General features: G+C 59.2%; 11 protein-coding genes. 5 read left to right on the top strand and 6 right to left on the bottom strand.

Annotation, left to right across the window (positions count from 1 at the left end; genetic code table 11):
• Window positions 1-63: 63 nt before the first annotated feature.
• The gene (locus FGU65_RS03265; RefSeq protein ID WP_301662985.1) at window positions 64-279 is read right to left on the bottom strand and encodes a hypothetical protein; all 216 of its coding nucleotides are present in this window, start codon (window positions 277-279) and stop codon (window positions 64-66) included.
• A gap of 416 nt (window positions 280-695) precedes the next feature.
• On the opposite strand from FGU65_RS03265, the gene FGU65_RS03260 reads away from it, so the two are divergent.
• On the top strand, window positions 696-1,109 hold the full coding sequence (locus FGU65_RS03260) for a secondary thiamine-phosphate synthase enzyme YjbQ (protein ID WP_301662984.1): 414 nt from the start codon (window positions 696-698) through the stop codon (window positions 1,107-1,109).
• A 108-nt stretch (window positions 1,110-1,217) separates the two neighbouring features.
• Here FGU65_RS03260 and FGU65_RS03255 read toward each other — a convergent pair whose 3' ends face one another.
• Window positions 1,218-1,481, bottom strand: a complete 264-nt coding sequence (locus tag FGU65_RS03255; protein WP_301662983.1) for a stationary phase-response protein — start codon at window positions 1,479-1,481, stop codon at window positions 1,218-1,220.
• A 65-nt stretch (window positions 1,482-1,546) separates the two neighbouring features.
• On the opposite strand from FGU65_RS03255, the gene FGU65_RS03250 reads away from it, so the two are divergent.
• Window positions 1,547-1,912 carry an Sjogren's syndrome/scleroderma autoantigen 1 family protein gene (locus FGU65_RS03250; protein ID WP_367652350.1) on the top strand — a complete coding sequence of 122 codons (366 nt, stop codon included), beginning with the start codon at window positions 1,547-1,549 and terminating at the stop codon, window positions 1,910-1,912.
• On the opposite strand, the gene FGU65_RS03245 is transcribed toward FGU65_RS03250, so the two are convergent.
• Window positions 1,903-4,167 carry a DEAD/DEAH box helicase gene (locus tag FGU65_RS03245; protein ID WP_301662982.1) on the bottom strand — a complete coding sequence of 755 codons (2,265 nt, stop codon included), beginning with the start codon at window positions 4,165-4,167 and terminating at the stop codon, window positions 1,903-1,905. The two genes, FGU65_RS03250 and FGU65_RS03245, sit on opposite strands and share 10 nt — an antisense overlap.
• Complete coding sequence (glyS, locus tag FGU65_RS03240) at window positions 4,164-5,885, bottom strand: glycine--tRNA ligase (protein ID WP_301663286.1); 1,722 nt, start codon at window positions 5,883-5,885, stop codon at window positions 4,164-4,166. Before glyS ends, FGU65_RS03245 begins: the two co-directional genes overlap by 4 nt.
• 314 nt (window positions 5,886-6,199) lie before the next feature.
• Between glyS and FGU65_RS03235 the strand changes: the two genes are divergently transcribed.
• Window positions 6,200-6,808: a response regulator receiver protein gene (locus FGU65_RS03235; protein ID WP_301662981.1), complete on the top strand. Its 609-nt coding sequence runs from the start codon at window positions 6,200-6,202 to the stop codon at window positions 6,806-6,808.
• Window positions 6,809-7,253: 445 nt separating this feature from the next.
• On the opposite strand, the gene FGU65_RS03230 is transcribed toward FGU65_RS03235, so the two are convergent.
• Window positions 7,254-8,027: an endonuclease/exonuclease/phosphatase family protein gene (locus tag FGU65_RS03230; RefSeq protein ID WP_301662980.1), complete on the bottom strand. Its 774-nt coding sequence runs from the start codon at window positions 8,025-8,027 to the stop codon at window positions 7,254-7,256.
• Window positions 8,028-8,237: 210 nt separating this feature from the next.
• On the opposite strand from FGU65_RS03230, the gene FGU65_RS03225 reads away from it, so the two are divergent.
• The gene (locus FGU65_RS03225; RefSeq protein WP_301662979.1) at window positions 8,238-8,912 is read left to right on the top strand and encodes a metal-dependent hydrolase; all 675 of its coding nucleotides are present in this window, start codon (window positions 8,238-8,240) and stop codon (window positions 8,910-8,912) included.
• A gap of 119 nt (window positions 8,913-9,031) precedes the next feature.
• The gene (locus FGU65_RS03220) at window positions 9,032-9,418 is read left to right on the top strand and encodes a DUF7980 family protein (protein ID WP_301662978.1); all 387 of its coding nucleotides are present in this window, start codon (window positions 9,032-9,034) and stop codon (window positions 9,416-9,418) included.
• A 7-nt stretch (window positions 9,419-9,425) separates the two neighbouring features.
• Here the strand turns inward: FGU65_RS03220 and FGU65_RS03215 are convergent, their stop codons facing one another.
• Window positions 9,426-14,759: a PAS domain S-box protein gene (locus tag FGU65_RS03215; protein ID WP_301662977.1), complete on the bottom strand. Its 5,334-nt coding sequence runs from the start codon at window positions 14,757-14,759 to the stop codon at window positions 9,426-9,428.
• Window positions 14,760-14,778 lie beyond the last annotated feature (19 nt).

The following is a 14,778-nucleotide window of genomic DNA, read 5'->3' as shown; positions in this document are numbered from 1 at the left end:
ACGCTTCCTTTCTGTTCTCTTTTTTCAGGTGCGTCGCCACGGCGCTTCTGTGAGAAAAATAGATTAGTAGGTCGGTTTCTGGAAGTATATGAGCGCCTGCGGCCGGTGCCGCTCAATCTCCCGGAAGAAGTACTGTGACAGTTCGGGCGGGGAGTCGTTGACGGCCTGCTGTATGGTCCGCGTCAGCCACCCTTTAATCTCCTGATTCTGATCCATTGTGTTCATGACGACGACGATCGCCTCATCCACATCTGTTTTGTCATTCCATCGGTAGGGCATCCCTGGCCACCTCTATGGGGTATGTGGCGGACTCTGCTATTAAATATTTGTGCGGATGCTCCTGACTGCCGAAACCCGGGTTCCTCATCCGGTTCCGGGCAGGAATACTCTCTATTGCACGGATTTTCTCTCTGATAGGCTTTGGAAAATCAATGGTGGGTTCATAGGGGTGACACGCATGCCGGCTGAACATACATGTTCCGGTAGCTTGTCGCTGAAGGCATGTCGATCGCAGGTTCGACCGATGAAAAGTGACTCTGTCCAGAACGCTTCCTCCTCTCACCCCCGCTACCTGCATGCGGTTTTCCGCTCCTGCTCTTGGGGTTCGGGGGTGGCAGGTGCCGGATCCGCGAGGTTTTTGTAGCATGCAGAAGAAGGAGAGTGCATCCGCAGTGCCGGGTCCGGGTGACGAGCAGATGTTTCGAAGAACCATTCGTATCGAGACGCAGGGTGAGGGTGAGATCGTCGATCTCACACCGCATGTGGCGCGTAGTGTACATGAGAGCGGTGTTGTGGATGGTCTGGTGAACGTGTTCGTTCCCGGCTCCACCGCTGCCGTGACGACGATAGAGTACGAGGCGGGAGTTCTTGCCGATCTGAAGCGTGCGCTCTCGGTGATTGCTCCCGACACTGCTTCCTATGCGCACGACCGGGCATGGGGCGACGGCAACGGCCGCTCCCATGTGAAAGCCGCCGTCGTCGGACCTTCGGTCACCGTCCCGGTGATCGACGGCGATCTCGGGTGCGGGACATGGCAGCAGATCGTCCTTCTGGAGCTGGATGTCCGTCCGAGCAGAAACCGGTCGATCATCGTCACGGTTACGGGCTAAAGATGCCCCGACTGCTGCGGCGGAAAATGAAGGTATGGGAGTTGACCCGTCCTTGAGCGCGTGCTCTTCCCGCACGCATCAATCCTGTACAAAAGATGGTCAGGCTATTTAGTCGAGCGGGACTGTCTCGAGCTGTGACACAAGTTCCCAGATGCGGGTCCGGGCGTGGACGGGCATGTTGGGGTCGTTGCTGATCTCGTCGATCATGGAGATGGCCGTTGCGGCGCGAAGGCCGATGCTCTTTGAGTCGTCCTGAAGAACGGATTTCGTTTCGTCCGCCACACGACGGATGTTGCGTGGAATGGTGCTATCTTCGTTGATATTTTGTAACATCTGGATACAAATTCGTATTGTCTCATCGGGATTTGGCATTGTATCACCCCTTTATTATTAATTCCATCCCGACATAAATAAGTTGATAAAGGAAGTTTATCGCCATGACTGCAGAGAAGGCTGATGAGATAATGGCCGAATACCTCCTGAAAGGAGGTAAAATGCTCTCAAAGAGCTGTAAAAAGTGCGGCTTTCCTCTCTTTGAATATAAAGGGGAAACGATCTGTGTCGTCTGTCCCATAGAACCCGAAACGGCAGAATCCGCGTCTGCTGCTCCTGATATGCCCGTAAAGCATGCCGCTCCTGCTGCTCCGCAGGTGTCGCACGATTCACTCTCCGGTGCGGTGGAACAGACTCTGATCGCTCTCTGTGACCGCATACGGAACGAACCGCGCCCCGACGAATGCCTCTGCCTGATGCAGGCCGTTAAAACCGGTGCCGAGGCACTCGCGATCCTGCGTCACCGGTAGGGACGCCGTGCGAGGTCCCAGATCGCCTCTGCGGTTTTTGCCCCGATTCCCCGCACCGCCATGAGGTCGTCGAGATCCGCCTCGATCACCGCTTTCAGCGATCCGAACTCTTCGAGGAGCAGGCGGGCATGTTTCAGCCCGATATTCGGGAATGCCGCCATAACGTACTCCTGCTCCTCATGGTGAGAGCGGTATGATTTGCGAGGGTGGATCTTCCGCTCCCGGCGCTCCCCTTCTTCCCGCTGCGCCAGGACATAGAGCATGTTCGCCGTATCCTCCGCATCGCGTGAGAAGAGCAGCGTTACTCCCATGTCGACCGTTATTGCGGCGAGCGTGCCACGGATGGCGTTCGGCTGAATGTTCCGGGCAGTGTAGAGATCGTCCCCCTCGACGATCAGGACCGGGCGGGGAACGGCCTCGGCAAGTGCTTTGATCTGGCCGAAGAGATCCCGTTCCACCAGGGTGTCGACGAAGTCGCGGACGGTCTTTCGCTCGACCAGGATGCGATCGCCGATGGCGTAGTCCCCCTGGTCGAGCCGCCGGAGGTCGATTGCGGCGCCGAGATTGTGCAGCACCTCCACCACCCGTGAGGCCGTTTCCCGATCGTCGACGGTGACGGCAGGGCCTGCCGGTGCACGTGCAGGAAATGCAGTGAAGTCTGTCTGTCTCGTTGCCGACGGGAGGGGGGGGACGGCCGGTGCCTGGCCGTCGCGCAGCGGGGAGCGGAGGTTCTGGATGCCTGAGATCATCGCTTTCTCCCTGTTCTGGCTGACGTACCGGAACGCTTCGTCGCTGGTTCCTTTCGTCACCAGGACGATGATCTTCCCGGCACCGCTCCGGCCGGTCCGCCCCTTCCTCTGGATGCTCCGGATCTCGGAGGGAACCGCCTCGTAGAAGATGACCATGTCGGTCGAGGGGACGTCGAGCCCCTCTTCCCCGACGGACGTGGCGACGAGCACCTTGAACTCCCCGGCGCGGAACCGGGTGAGCGTCTCGATCTGCTGCTTCTGGGAGAGCCCTTTTTCGGCATCCTTCGTTGCCTGGCCGACGAACCGCTCGCAGGCAACGCCTCCGGCGGAGAGGTGATCGACAAGGCTCTGCACGGTGTCGCGGTAGGTGGCAAAGACGATGATCCTGCTCTCCGGGTATGCTGTGAGCTGGGCGCGGACGAGTTCGAGCGTAATGCCCGCCTTCGGGTGGAGCTCGGCAGTCCACGCCCGTGACCGTTTCACGATTTCCAGAAATGCCGCGTCGTTCGCCAGCCGTTTGGCTGCCTTGCTCCCGGCAGTCGATCGGCCCTCCGCCCCGAGGCGATCGAGATAGAGGCGCAGGGCGACGCTGCCCTGTGTCTCGGCAAGGGAGACGGCGTGACGGAGCTTCATGCACTCCGCATAAAGCGAGGCGGCCATGAACGCTGTCGGCTCGCGCGTCCGAATCCGCTCCTGGATCTGGACATTCAGCTGGTTGAGCGCTCGCATGGAGAGGCTCTGCGGTTTCGGGACGCGAAAGCCGAAGCCGGCAAGTTTCTGCAGCCGCGACTCAACGAGTTTTCGCAGAAGTGTGAGCACCTCCTGCAGTTCTTCCGGCAGGAGGACGTCGATATACTGTACGTCGCGCTCGTGGATGTAGGGGCGGACGTCCTCGTCGGACTCGACCCGTGACTCCACGGCAGCGATGCCGAGATTGGTGCAGACCTCCTGCACTTTGGCCGCATCACCGCCGGGCGAGGCGGTCATCGCCAGCAGGAGGGGGTCGGCGGCGTTCGTGATGTAGTGCTGTGCCAGGAAGACGTAGGCGTAGTTGCCGACCGCCCGGTGGCACTCGTCCACCACCAAAAGTGAGACGTCGGCGAGCGAGTACCTGCCTGCGATACAGTCGTTCTTGATCACCTGGGGCGTGGCAAAGCAGATCCGGCACCGCTCCCACGCCGCTGCACGCTCTTCGGGCGGTGTTTCACCGGTAAACATCGCATAATCCGCGTCATCCGGTTCGCTCTCCGCAGAGACGAGGAGAAATTTCCTGAAGAAGCGCCAGTGCTGCTCCACAAGCGGTTTTGTGGGAGCCAGCATCAGCACCCGCCCGTCGTGCGAGTAGAGGCGCGATGCGGCGACGAGGAGCGCCACGGCAGTCTTTCCAAGCCCCGTCGGGAGAACGACCATCGTGTTGCCGTCGAGCGCCCGCAGAGCTATCGAGAGCTGGTAGCGGCGTTCCTCGAGGCTCTCGGGCCGGATCAGCGGGTGGGAGATGCAGGTCATGCAGCAAGGTCACGGAACGTCATGGTGCCGGCGATGAGTGAGCAGACGACGTCTGCGACCTGGTCGACCGGGATCCGGACCTGCTCCATGCTGTCGCGGTCGCGGATGGTGACGGTGTCGTCCTCTTTGGTGTCGTAGTCGACCGTGACGGCGAAGGGCGTCCCTATCTCGTCCTGCCGGCGGTAACGCCTGCCGATTGCCCCGGAATCGTCGTACTGGGCAACGATCTGGCGGCGTGCGAGGGTGTCCGCGATCTGCCTGGCTATCAGGTCGAGTCCGTCGCGGTTCATCAGCGGGAAGACCGCTGCCTGCACCGGGGCGACGGCGGGCGGCAGGCGGAGCACCCTGCGCACCTCCTCCTCGACCTCCTCTTCGGCGTAGGCATGTTCGAGGACGACGTACATCATCCGGTCGATCCCGTACGAGGGTTCGATGACGTGCGGCATGACCTCCTCGCCCCGCACCTCTACCTCTTCCTCCCGGATCTGGTACTGCTCTGCGGGGATGAAGATCTCCTCGCCGTCGACCTCGACGGTGACGCCGGCCTCGCCGGGTGTGGCCTCTGCCATGGTATCGGCGATCGCCTTTGCCCTGCCGCGGTACCGGGGGCCCAGGACGCCCATGTCCGGCACGATCCTCTTTCTGGAGACCTTCCGCGCCTCTTCGAAGGGGATGAAGACGGTGAAGGACGATCCGCTGTTTGCAGCATGTGCCCGGAGGTCGTAGTCGGTGCGGTCGGCGATGCCGACGATCTCCACCCACCCAAAGCGCCCGGAGAAGACCTCCGCGTCCCAGCAGTCCATTGCGTAGTGGGCACGCTCGTCCGGCATATGCTGGCGGAACCGCAGTTTTTCCGGGTCGACACCGATCGTCACCAGGAGTTCGTGGGTAAGGGCGATGTAGTATGCGACGTACTCGTTCGCCACGATGCCTTCGTCCACGGCATCTCGCATCGTCTTCTGCACCGGGGGCTTTCCTGTCTCCTGCAGGCCGTAGGTGAGCAGCGGGACCTGGTACTCCGCATACCGGTGGAAGACGGGGTGCTTTTTCTCCTCGGGGTGGACGAAGATCTCGGCTTCCGCCTGCGAGAACTCACGCAGCCGGATCATGCCCTGGCGGGGTGAGATCTCGTTCCTGTACGACTTGCCGATCTGGACGGCGCCGAAGGGAAGTTTGTCGCGGTAGAAACGCAGCAGACGTGCGAAATCGGTGAAGATGCCCTGTGCCGTCTCGGGCCTGAGATATCCTCTCCGCTGCGACCCGGGGCCGATAGTGGTCTCGAACATCAGGTTGAAGTTGAAGACATCGGTCTCGCCCATCGTCTCCCCGCATGCGGGGCAGGGGAGTTCGTAGATCCTGCTTTTGAGCATCTCGGCGGAGAGGGCGCCCGCCCCTTCGACCCCGTGCTCCTCTGCGATATGGTCCGCCCGCAGGTATTCTCCGCAGTGGGGGCACTGGCACATCTTATCGGCAAACTCTTTTACATGACCCGATGCGACGAAGATCGCCTCCGCCCCGACGGTGGGGCACTCGATCTCGTAGTAGCCCTCCTGAATGATGTAGAAGTTTCGCCAGACGTTCTCGACGTTTCTCTTCATCATCGCTCCGAGAGGGCCGTAGTCGATGAATCCGGCGACGGATCCGTAGATCTCGGAGGACGGCCAGACGAAGCCGCGGCGCCTTGCCACCTCCATGACGTTTTCGTAAATATCGCTCATCGTGGTCATAGTTCTGCAGTATAGTTGACTGCAGATGATTATAAGGGTAATTCCATCTGCCCGGCCGGAAATTTCTTCCTTTAGATTGGATATTTCCTCCCTGATTTCCCTAAAAATCATGCCAAACCCGATCAGATTCCTCTCATCGACGGAAACCGGGTTTCACTCCTGGTGCAGGATATGGAAAGTTATATATCTGATGAGTTGTAATGTAGGGAACGTTACGTCCCGGAAATGGGATAAACTTAAATACGATAGGCAGCAGTGAAAGCCACTCGAAATGCCTGAACGGATCAAGAGAAGAGAGAAGGGTCATGCCAGAAGACACCCGCAAGAAACAGCTCCTTGAGCTGTTCACAAACATCACGAGCAAGACGAAGATCGTTGAGCCGATGAAAAAGATTCACGGTACGCTCCGGGATCAGGAGGCCATTGAGCGGGAGATCGCCCTGATTATGCGAGAGATCCTCGATCAGGGACAGTTCAAGACGAAACTCTCCCCGCGGCAGCTGGCGAATCTGGTCGTTGCGTACTATGACGGCAAGAACGATACTGAGATTGCGAGGGCTCTCGGCGACGAAAAGCTGAGCAAAACGATGGCACGTGCCCGGGTTCGTCTCAAGCTCTTCAGGGACCTTGACTTTAAGATGCCCTTTGACCGGTACGGTATGGAGGAGCTCCTGGAGTCAGGGAAGACCATGAAGGAGGTTAGTGAAGAGCTCGACGTGAGTCCCTCCACGCTTCGTGAGTACCGTCACGTGATTGAACAGGAGGCAGACACCACGCTGGATCCCTACCTCGAGCGGATCAGGGATGTCATGGAGGATCGCGATCTCTCCGAGCAGATGACACGCGGTGTCGCGAACGACGGCCTGAGCGAGGCCATTGATATCGCCGAAGCCATTGACATGTCAGAGCTCTGACTGCTTCGGGATTCCCTATCAAATTTTCTTTTCCTGGTTGCTCATCCGAATATTCGGTAGAGCCCTGCGAAACAACTGATACTCCCTTTGTTGCGATCGCGTCCGGGCGTTCCCGATTGATTGCACCCCGGAGCACGGCTTTCCCCTGGGTATCGCCATGACTGCCCCCACCCCTGGGGGCGGGGGAGGAGGCCGGAGGCCGGGTGGGGTTGATAATGTCTGTGGATCTTCGGGGAGATACGGGGGGACCCCTCCCAGTCAGCCCCACCCCCATGGCGATAGCCACCACGGTTCACGGCATGAGGGCATGCTCTGAGGTAACGTATCAGGTATATGCTGGAGCACTACCCGCTAATCGGTATCGATGCCGGTTCTGAAGATAGCATACACCGGATAGTGATCCGAGACTGCCCACGTTTCGTTCTCGGTCGGCCCATATTCCGAATTAAACCGGAAAACGCCCGCAGCCCCGGAAAAGTCGGCTATGGCGCCTTCGGTTATGACGATCCTGTCGTAGGTGTACTCGGTGGCTTTTGTAGTGGTGTCGAGGTCGTTTACCGATGAGCCACATGGAGTCCTCGTGCCGGAGCGTCGATGCTCCGTCTTCATCGAAGCATGAGCCGTCGGCATTCAGGTCTCCCATGATGATGAAGTCCTCCTCGGCGCGATACGTCGTCCCGGCGATGGGCACCATGTTGGTGAGGGCATCGGTCTCTTCGGTCGCTTCGTCGGGATCGGTGTGGATGACGATCAGCACGGCATCAAACGTGCCGTTTGTGACCCTGAACGGCATGATGCAGGGTTCCCGGTGGAAGGGGTCGAACCCGTCGGGTTCGGGGTAGGTGATTGCGCTCCCCGCCGGTTCGGTGGTGCGAGTATCATAGAGATAGACGTACTGCTCCTTGCTGCTCGTCCTTCCGAGCCTCGGTCCTTCGAGACAGGCGTACCGCGAGCCTTCGGCGTTCACCGCATCGATGAGAGCAGGCAGCGCAGTTCCGGACCCGTCGCGGATCTCCTGCACGGCAACGATGTCGTAGGTGCGGACGATCCGTGCAAGCACTTCCATGGCCTCCGGCTTTGCAGCCCTGGTCTCTCCGAAGACCTGGACGTTAAACGCCCCGATGCGAACGGTTTCGGTGTCGGCAGGGGGGTCGTGCGGCGGTGCAGGCTCGGAAAAACTGATGGCGAACCCGGAGTCGCCGACGGAAAAATCGTACATCCTGCTGCAAAAATGAGGATTGTGAGGCATGCAGCGATTCCCATGCCTGGAAGAGGGCTATATGGCGATGAAATCTCCAGTACCGGGGATTGCGCTCTGAACTGAAAATATCTTTGCATTCCTACGAGAATTCACCGGCAATCCTGCGGTAGCAGGTTTCTGCCGCCGGAATCAAACATTTTATGTATCCGCCGCCGACAATAGTTTCCGATGAAGCTGACCTGGCTAGGCCACGCCTGTGTCCTCCTTGAGGGTTCGAAGAAGATTCTTATCGATCCGTTCGTGCCGTCGGGAGACCTCGCCGTGCAGCCCGATATCGTCGCCGTTACCCACGCACACGCCGACCACCTGGGGGTGACGGTGCAGCTTGGGGTAAAGACCGTCGCCATAAATGAGATTGCGAAGTACCTTGCCCGGCATGACATCCCGGCAGAGCCGATGAACATCGGCGGTACCATCATCGTGGACGGCATCCGGTTCACCATGACGCCGGCACTCCATTCATCATGGCTCGAGGATGAAGAGCCGGGCTTCTACGGCGGCGTCGCTGCAGGCTACGTCATCGGGATGGACGGCATACGGGTCTACCATGCCGGCGATACCGGGCTCTTCTCGGACATGCAGCTGATCCGCGATCTCTACCGGCCCGACGTGGCGCTGCTGCCTGTCGGCGGGCGCTATACGATGGGGCCTGAGGAGGCGATGCTCGCGGCGCAGTACATCGGCGCGAAGGTGGTGGTTCCGATCCATTACGATACATTCCCGTACATCGAGCAGGACCTTGATCCGTTTAAGCATGCTATCGAACGGACGACATCGATCCGGGTGGAGGTTCTCGATCCGGGGGCGTCTCTCGACCTCGATCCGGCACAGCTTGGCAGGTAATCCGCCCCGCCCCGGCGACCTGGGCGGATCTCGCAGTTCCGGGCGGATCCCGGATCATCTTTTTGTTTCCTCCCTGCGATACCGGCTTCATCCTCCATCGGGATGCGGGATGATCGTGCATGGATCTCAAATCGCTTGTCAAATCCCCCAAACGAAAGGTGCGGGGCGGGATTCTGGCAACGATAGGCTATATTCTCTCACCCCTGTCGTGGTGGAACGATCTCTTCGTCAACATCCCGCTTGCCTATGTATTTGCCATCCCGTTCGGGATGGTCTCAGAGGATCTTTTTCTCCCCGCTATGATCGTCGGCTACTGGATCACGAATATCGCCGGGTTCATCCTCCTGCACAAGGGCGTCGTCGATATTGCAACCAGTGAGGAGAAGGAGTATACCCGAAAGGATTTTCTGAAAGATCTCCTCATCTCCATTCTGTATACGGCGGTCATCGGGGCGCTGATCGCAGTCGGGGTTGTACGGTTTCCGACGGAGTACTTTCAGCAGTGAGACTCGATCACTCTCCGGGCGTGATTTTGCGGGCTAGCCCCAGGGTGCCGATAACAATGGCGTTTTTGTATGCCGGCGATGCGATGCATTCCAGCGGCACGGTCTCGCCGTTCTTTCCGACAAGGTTCAGCTGAAGCTGGAGCAGTTCTTCACCCTCGAGTGCTCTCTTCCGCGCCCGGTATGCTTTTGGGATGTCGGATTCGAGGATGTAGTCCATGTAGTTCTTTCCGATCAGTTCCGTCGGGGTATGCCCGGTGATCCGCTCGATGGACGGTGATACGTAGGTGATCCGCCCCTCGCGATCCAGGGTGTAGAGAATATCGGGGCTGTGCTCGGCAATATACCTGAACCGCTCCTCACTCTCGCGCAGCGCTTCTTCGGCTTTTTTGCGGTCGGTGATGTCCCGTGCGATGACCTGAATCAATCGCTTTCCCTGGCTTTCCATGGGGTGGGCTGTAACCTCGACGTCGACGATCGACCCGTCGAGGGCGATCAGCTTTTCTTCGACCCGCGGAACGTCGGAGGCCATACTCTCGATCTGGTCGCTACGGGTCTTTACCATCTTGCGGAAGTCCGGGTGAAGGAATGTCATGACGGACTTTCCGACGATCTCGTCGGGATTTTGCGCACGCAGGAGGCGCAGCCCTGCAGGGTTGATGTAGTGATACCGGTCTCCGTCGTGCAGGGCGATCATGTCGGGAGCATGCTCGATGAGGTAGCGGTACTGCTCCCTGCTCTCCTCGAGTTGCTGATTGAGTCTTTCAAGCTCTTCGGTGCGCTGCCGGAGTGCTTCTTCGGCCTGTTTCTGGAGTGTAACATCACGGACGATCGCTTCAACCGCACGGAGATTTCCCTCTGCGTCATAGAATGGAGTATGGTAGTGCTCGATCCAGACCATCTGTCCGTCGGTCCGGGTCCAGCGGAGAGTGAGAGGTCTGGAGGGGTTGGTTTCACCCCGTCTCATTTTATCGAATGCAGCCCTGTCCTCGGGGTGGATCAGCCGAAACGCGATGGAGGGATCCGCAGCAAACTCTTCGGCACTGATTCCTGTGATCGTCGCAACTTCCGGGTCGATGTAGGTGAACGCCGGTTCCGGGGTGAACTCAATTCTGAAGAGGAACTCACGTGCACTCTTCACTGCCCGCCGGAGCCTTTCTTCGCTCTCCTGCAGCGCCGCTTCCGCCTTTTTCTCTTCAGTGATGTCCTCTGCCAGGCTCAGAATTGCAGGTTTATCGTCCCAGGTGACCGTCTGGGCGTGCACACGGAGCGGGAACGCAGTCCCGTCCTTGTGCCGGTGTGCGACCTCGAAGACTGCTTCGCCGGTCTCGCAGATCTGCTGCGTCCGAAGCTCGATGAGCTCGGCGGATTCCGGGACGCTAAGTTCGTGCAGGCTGATGGCGAAGAACTCCTCCGGGGAGTAGCCGTGCAGATCGTATGTCCGCTGGTTGGCGTACAGGAACCTGCCCTCCAGATCCTTCACGGTGATGGAGCACGGTGCTGCGTCGATGATCCGGGTCAGGATGGTTTTTTCGTTGTCTGCGCGTTTCTGCTCGCTGATGTCCCGTGCCGCTGCAAAGACGCCGGCAACGTTCCCGTCTTCGTCCCGGTAGACGGTGGCGGTGTAGATCACCGGGGTGATTGTCCCATCCCGGTGCCGGATCTCAAGTGGGTAGTTCCGGACCTGGCCGTCCCTGAAGACCTGTTGGTATCCGGCGCGTGCCATCGCAGGATCGGTGAAGTAATCGGAGAAATCGGTCCCGATCAGCACGTCGCGGGAATAGCCGGTAACGGCCTCGGTGGCTGCGTTCACGTCGGTTATCCGCCCGTCGGGGCTGATGGTGACGAGCGGGTCGAGGCTCGCCTCGATGAGGCTGCGGGTGTAGGCGCCCGCTTCCCTGAGGGCATCCTCCATCTGTTTTCGTTTGGATATGTCGCGGTTGCTCCCGCGCACGCCGATGTACTGCCCTGCAGCGTTGTAGACCGGCCGGCAGGAGTGTCCGATCCAGCGCACCTCGCCGCTGCGGGTGATGATGCGAAAATCGATCGCGCAGTCGTTGCTGTCCGGCACGCCCCGTTCCAGATGGTCGGCAACAAGCGCGCGGTCGTCGGGGTGAGTAATGCGCATCATCAGGCCGGGATCTTCCAGGAACTCGTCTGCCCGGTAGCCGGTGATCCGTTCGCACGAGGGCGAGACATAGAGGTACCTGCCGTCCGGCCCGAGCCAGTACTCCCAGTCGTAGGTGAAAGCGGCGATGGTGCGGAATTTTTCTTCGCTCTTGAGGAGCGTCTCTTCTGTCTGCTTGCGTTTTGTGATGTCGTAGCAGAACTCTATCAGGTTAACGACGTTTCCCGTTTCGTCCAGGATAGGTTGTCCCCTGCAGAACCAGATCCGACCATCGGGCGCTTCAAACTCGGTTTCCTGTGCTTCTCCGGTCGCGAGCGCCTTCATCACCGGACAGCCTTCGCAGGGTTCGCTCCGCTGGTGCCGGAGGCGGTAGCAGTACTCTCCTCTGATACCCTCTTCCGGTTGGCCGATTGCATCGGCCATTGCCTGGTTGCACCAGAGCACCCGCAAGTCGGTATCAAAATATGCAAACTGCTCGACGGACGAGTCGAGAATGAGCCGTTGTTCTGCCTCGGATCTGGCGAGCGCTTCTTCCGCCTGCTTGCGTTCTGTGATGTCCTGAACGGTGCCGACGAGCCGGATCGCCCGGCCTCTCTCGAAGAAGGCCTGTCCCGTTGATGCAACCCAACGGGTACTGCCGTCTGCACGACTGATCACGCGGTATTCTGTGAAATACTTCCCTTCTCCGGCCGGATCGAGTGCTATGTCCGTTGCCTGTTGGACTGCTTCACAGTCGTCCGGGTGAATGCCGGCCTGGAACGTTTCATAGGTGATGGGCTCATCCCGTCCGACGCCCCAGAGTTCTCGCACCCGCGCATCCCACTGGAGGGCGCCGGTTCGGAGATTGTAATCGTAAATGCCAAGCCGGGATGCGTCTTTCGCTAACACAAGGCGCTCTTCGCTCTCGCGCAGCGTTTTTTCTGACTGGTTGCGGTAGATGAGATCGGCGGCCTGCCGCGCCAGCAGATCGAAGGACCGCAGTTCGGTCTCGGTGGGCTCGTGCGGCTGGCGCCAGTGCGTGGAGAGCATCCCAAGGAGCGTGCCGGATCGGGATACCAGCGGGGTGGTCTGAACGGCCCGGATGCCTGTCTCACGGTAGGCCTTCAGATCCGGGCTGTCGGTCATGAATTCGCATTGCCGGATATCCGGGATCATGACCCGTTGCCTGGTGCGGAAAGCGATTCCGCAGGCGCTCTCGGAATCCGGATGCACCCACTCCCAGATCCGCGCGGCCTCCTCGGCAAACCCGCGGTGGCCCAGGAGCCGGAGTTCCCCTGCGGTTCCGCGTTCCGGGTAGAGCATCTGGATACTCGCGAAATCGGCGTGCGTGATCGCCACTGCGGTATCCAGGATCTGGTCATACAGCGTCTGGATGTTTTCGGCCTCGATCATCTGCGTGCTGACGTGCTGGAGGTGCCTTGCGGTATCGAGCTCGGCCGCGAGGGTCATTTCGCTCTCCCGCAGCGCCTCTTCGGCCTGCTTTCGCTCGGTGAGATCAACGACGAAGAGAATGCCCGTACCTCTGCTTTCATCAAAGTCTCCCCCTCCGATAATTATCGGGATGAGATGGCCGCCTTTGTGGCGAAAGCATTTTTCATAGGGTGAGCAGAATCCCTTTGCTTCAACCTCGGCGACGGCCTCCAGATCGCGTTCGGAGTAGTCGGATGGCGTTATCTCGTTCCAGCGGATCTGTCCGGCTTCGAGTTCTGCACGCGTATAGCCAAGAAGGTCCAGGAACGCATCGTTCGCGTTGACGATCTCACCTGATTTCGCCCAAATGGCCATCGCGACCATATTGTTCAAGAATATGCGGCTCAACTGCGTTTCTGACTGTCGCAGCGCCTCTTCTGCCTGCTTTTGCTCGGTGATATCCGTATGGGTGCCGACGACCCGGAGCGGCTTTCCCTCCGGGCTTCTCTCCACCACTCTGCCCCGGCTGAGAATCCAGCGATATTCGCCGGATTTCGAGCGCATCCGGAATATTTTTCGGTAGTACGGCTTCTCTCCGGCTTTGTGTTTTTCCATCTCCTCCAGGGCGGCAGCGAGGTCGTCGGGGTGTACAAGGCTCTTCCATACGTCGTAGTCTGGAGGAAATTCGCCCGGTTCGTATCCGAGCAGGGTATAGTACCGAGGACTGAAATAGACTCTTCCGGTATCAATCTCCCTGTCCCACAGTCCTTCGTTTGCTCCTTCAAGAGCCATCCGGAGCCGTTCTTCACTCTGCTGCAGTTCGGCCGTCCGCTCCGCGACCAGGTGTTCAAGGTGTTCGCGGTGCCGTTCAAGCTCTATCTCGTTTCTCTTTCGCAGGGTGATGTCCCTTGAGAGGCCCATGATATACGGTGCTGCATTGCCGTCACCGTCGATCGGTATTAGGCGGTGCTCAAACCAGTAATCGGTCCCGGCGAGGATGTGGCGTGCTTCATGGGATACCGGTTCGGATATCCGTATGGCCTGCAGGACCTCATCAATGCAGTCCTTGTCCTCGTCGCAGGGAAAGATCTCCGTGATGGAGCGCCCCCTGAGCGAGTCCGGATCGCTCTTCAGGATTTCTGCACCGTATGCGTTCATATAGAGAATTCTTCCCTCGTGACTCGCCAGGAAGATGATGTCCTGTGCTGATTCTGCAAGGATGCGGTACCGCTCCTCGGTCTCCTCTAGCCTTCTGGCGAGGTTTTTCTGGTCGGTGATGTCGGTCAGCATCACGGCAACGGCAGATTCCCCGTCGTCAAAAGTCGTCGGGACGTAGTGCACCCGGAGATGTCGGCATACTCCCTCCTTCATGAGGCTGTCCTCTTCCCTGATCTTCTTGCCGTTAAGCGCGCTCTTCAGATGCGTCAGCATTCTGCCGGCGTTCAGTGGGAGGTCCGCAATCTCGAGGATGTACCGGTCTTCAATCTCTTCCCGCTCGATACCCGTCAGATAACAGAAATTGTCGTTTACCTGGGCGACCCTGAGTGCCTGATCGACGACGAGAACGCCGTCGTTGGAGATGCCCAGCAGGTTCGAGAGCGGGATCCGCTGGGTGAGGTAGAAGACCTTTGCGGCTGCGTGCGTCCGCATCTCCACCTGCCCGGAGACGAGGAGCATATTGACATACTTTGCCACCGAGTTCCTGTTCAGGTCTATCGCTGCTGCAATCTCGGTGATGCTCATCCCCCGGGGATTATTTCCCAGTACCTCCTTGATCCGGTCAAGCAGTTCGCCGGTCTGTGACATCAGTACGCCTCGCTCTGGT

Source organism: Methanoculleus frigidifontis, assembly GCF_030464345.1.
Lineage (GTDB): Archaea > Halobacteriota > Methanomicrobia > Methanomicrobiales > Methanoculleaceae > Methanoculleus_A > Methanoculleus_A frigidifontis.
The sequence above is the reverse complement of the archived record's forward strand: the minus strand, read 5'-3'. Positions and strand labels throughout refer to the sequence as shown.

Bases quoted from the DNA above. Each gene is read 5' to 3' on its own strand.
- FGU65_RS03265 (WP_301662985.1), bottom strand. From the start codon at position 279: ATGCCCTACCGATGGAATGACAAAACAGATGTGGATGAGGCGATCGTC.
- FGU65_RS03260 (WP_301662984.1), top strand. From the start codon at position 696: ATGTTTCGAAGAACCATTCGTATCGAGACGCAGGGTGAGGGTGAGATC.
- FGU65_RS03255 (WP_301662983.1), bottom strand. From the start codon at position 1,481: ATGCCAAATCCCGATGAGACAATACGAATTTGTATCCAGATGTTACAA.
- FGU65_RS03250 (WP_367652350.1), top strand. From the start codon at position 1,547: ATGACTGCAGAGAAGGCTGATGAGATAATGGCCGAATACCTCCTGAAA.
- FGU65_RS03245 (WP_301662982.1), bottom strand. From the start codon at position 4,167: ATGACCTGCATCTCCCACCCGCTGATCCGGCCCGAGAGCCTCGAGGAA.
- glyS (WP_301663286.1), bottom strand. From the start codon at position 5,885: ATGAGCGATATTTACGAAAACGTCATGGAGGTGGCAAGGCGCCGCGGC.
- FGU65_RS03235 (WP_301662981.1), top strand. From the start codon at position 6,200: ATGCCAGAAGACACCCGCAAGAAACAGCTCCTTGAGCTGTTCACAAAC.
- FGU65_RS03230 (WP_301662980.1), bottom strand. From the start codon at position 8,027: ATGTACGATTTTTCCGTCGGCGACTCCGGGTTCGCCATCAGTTTTTCC.
- FGU65_RS03225 (WP_301662979.1), top strand. From the start codon at position 8,238: ATGAAGCTGACCTGGCTAGGCCACGCCTGTGTCCTCCTTGAGGGTTCG.
- FGU65_RS03220 (WP_301662978.1), top strand. From the start codon at position 9,032: ATGGATCTCAAATCGCTTGTCAAATCCCCCAAACGAAAGGTGCGGGGC.
- FGU65_RS03215 (WP_301662977.1), bottom strand. From the start codon at position 14,759: ATGTCACAGACCGGCGAACTGCTTGACCGGATCAAGGAGGTACTGGGA.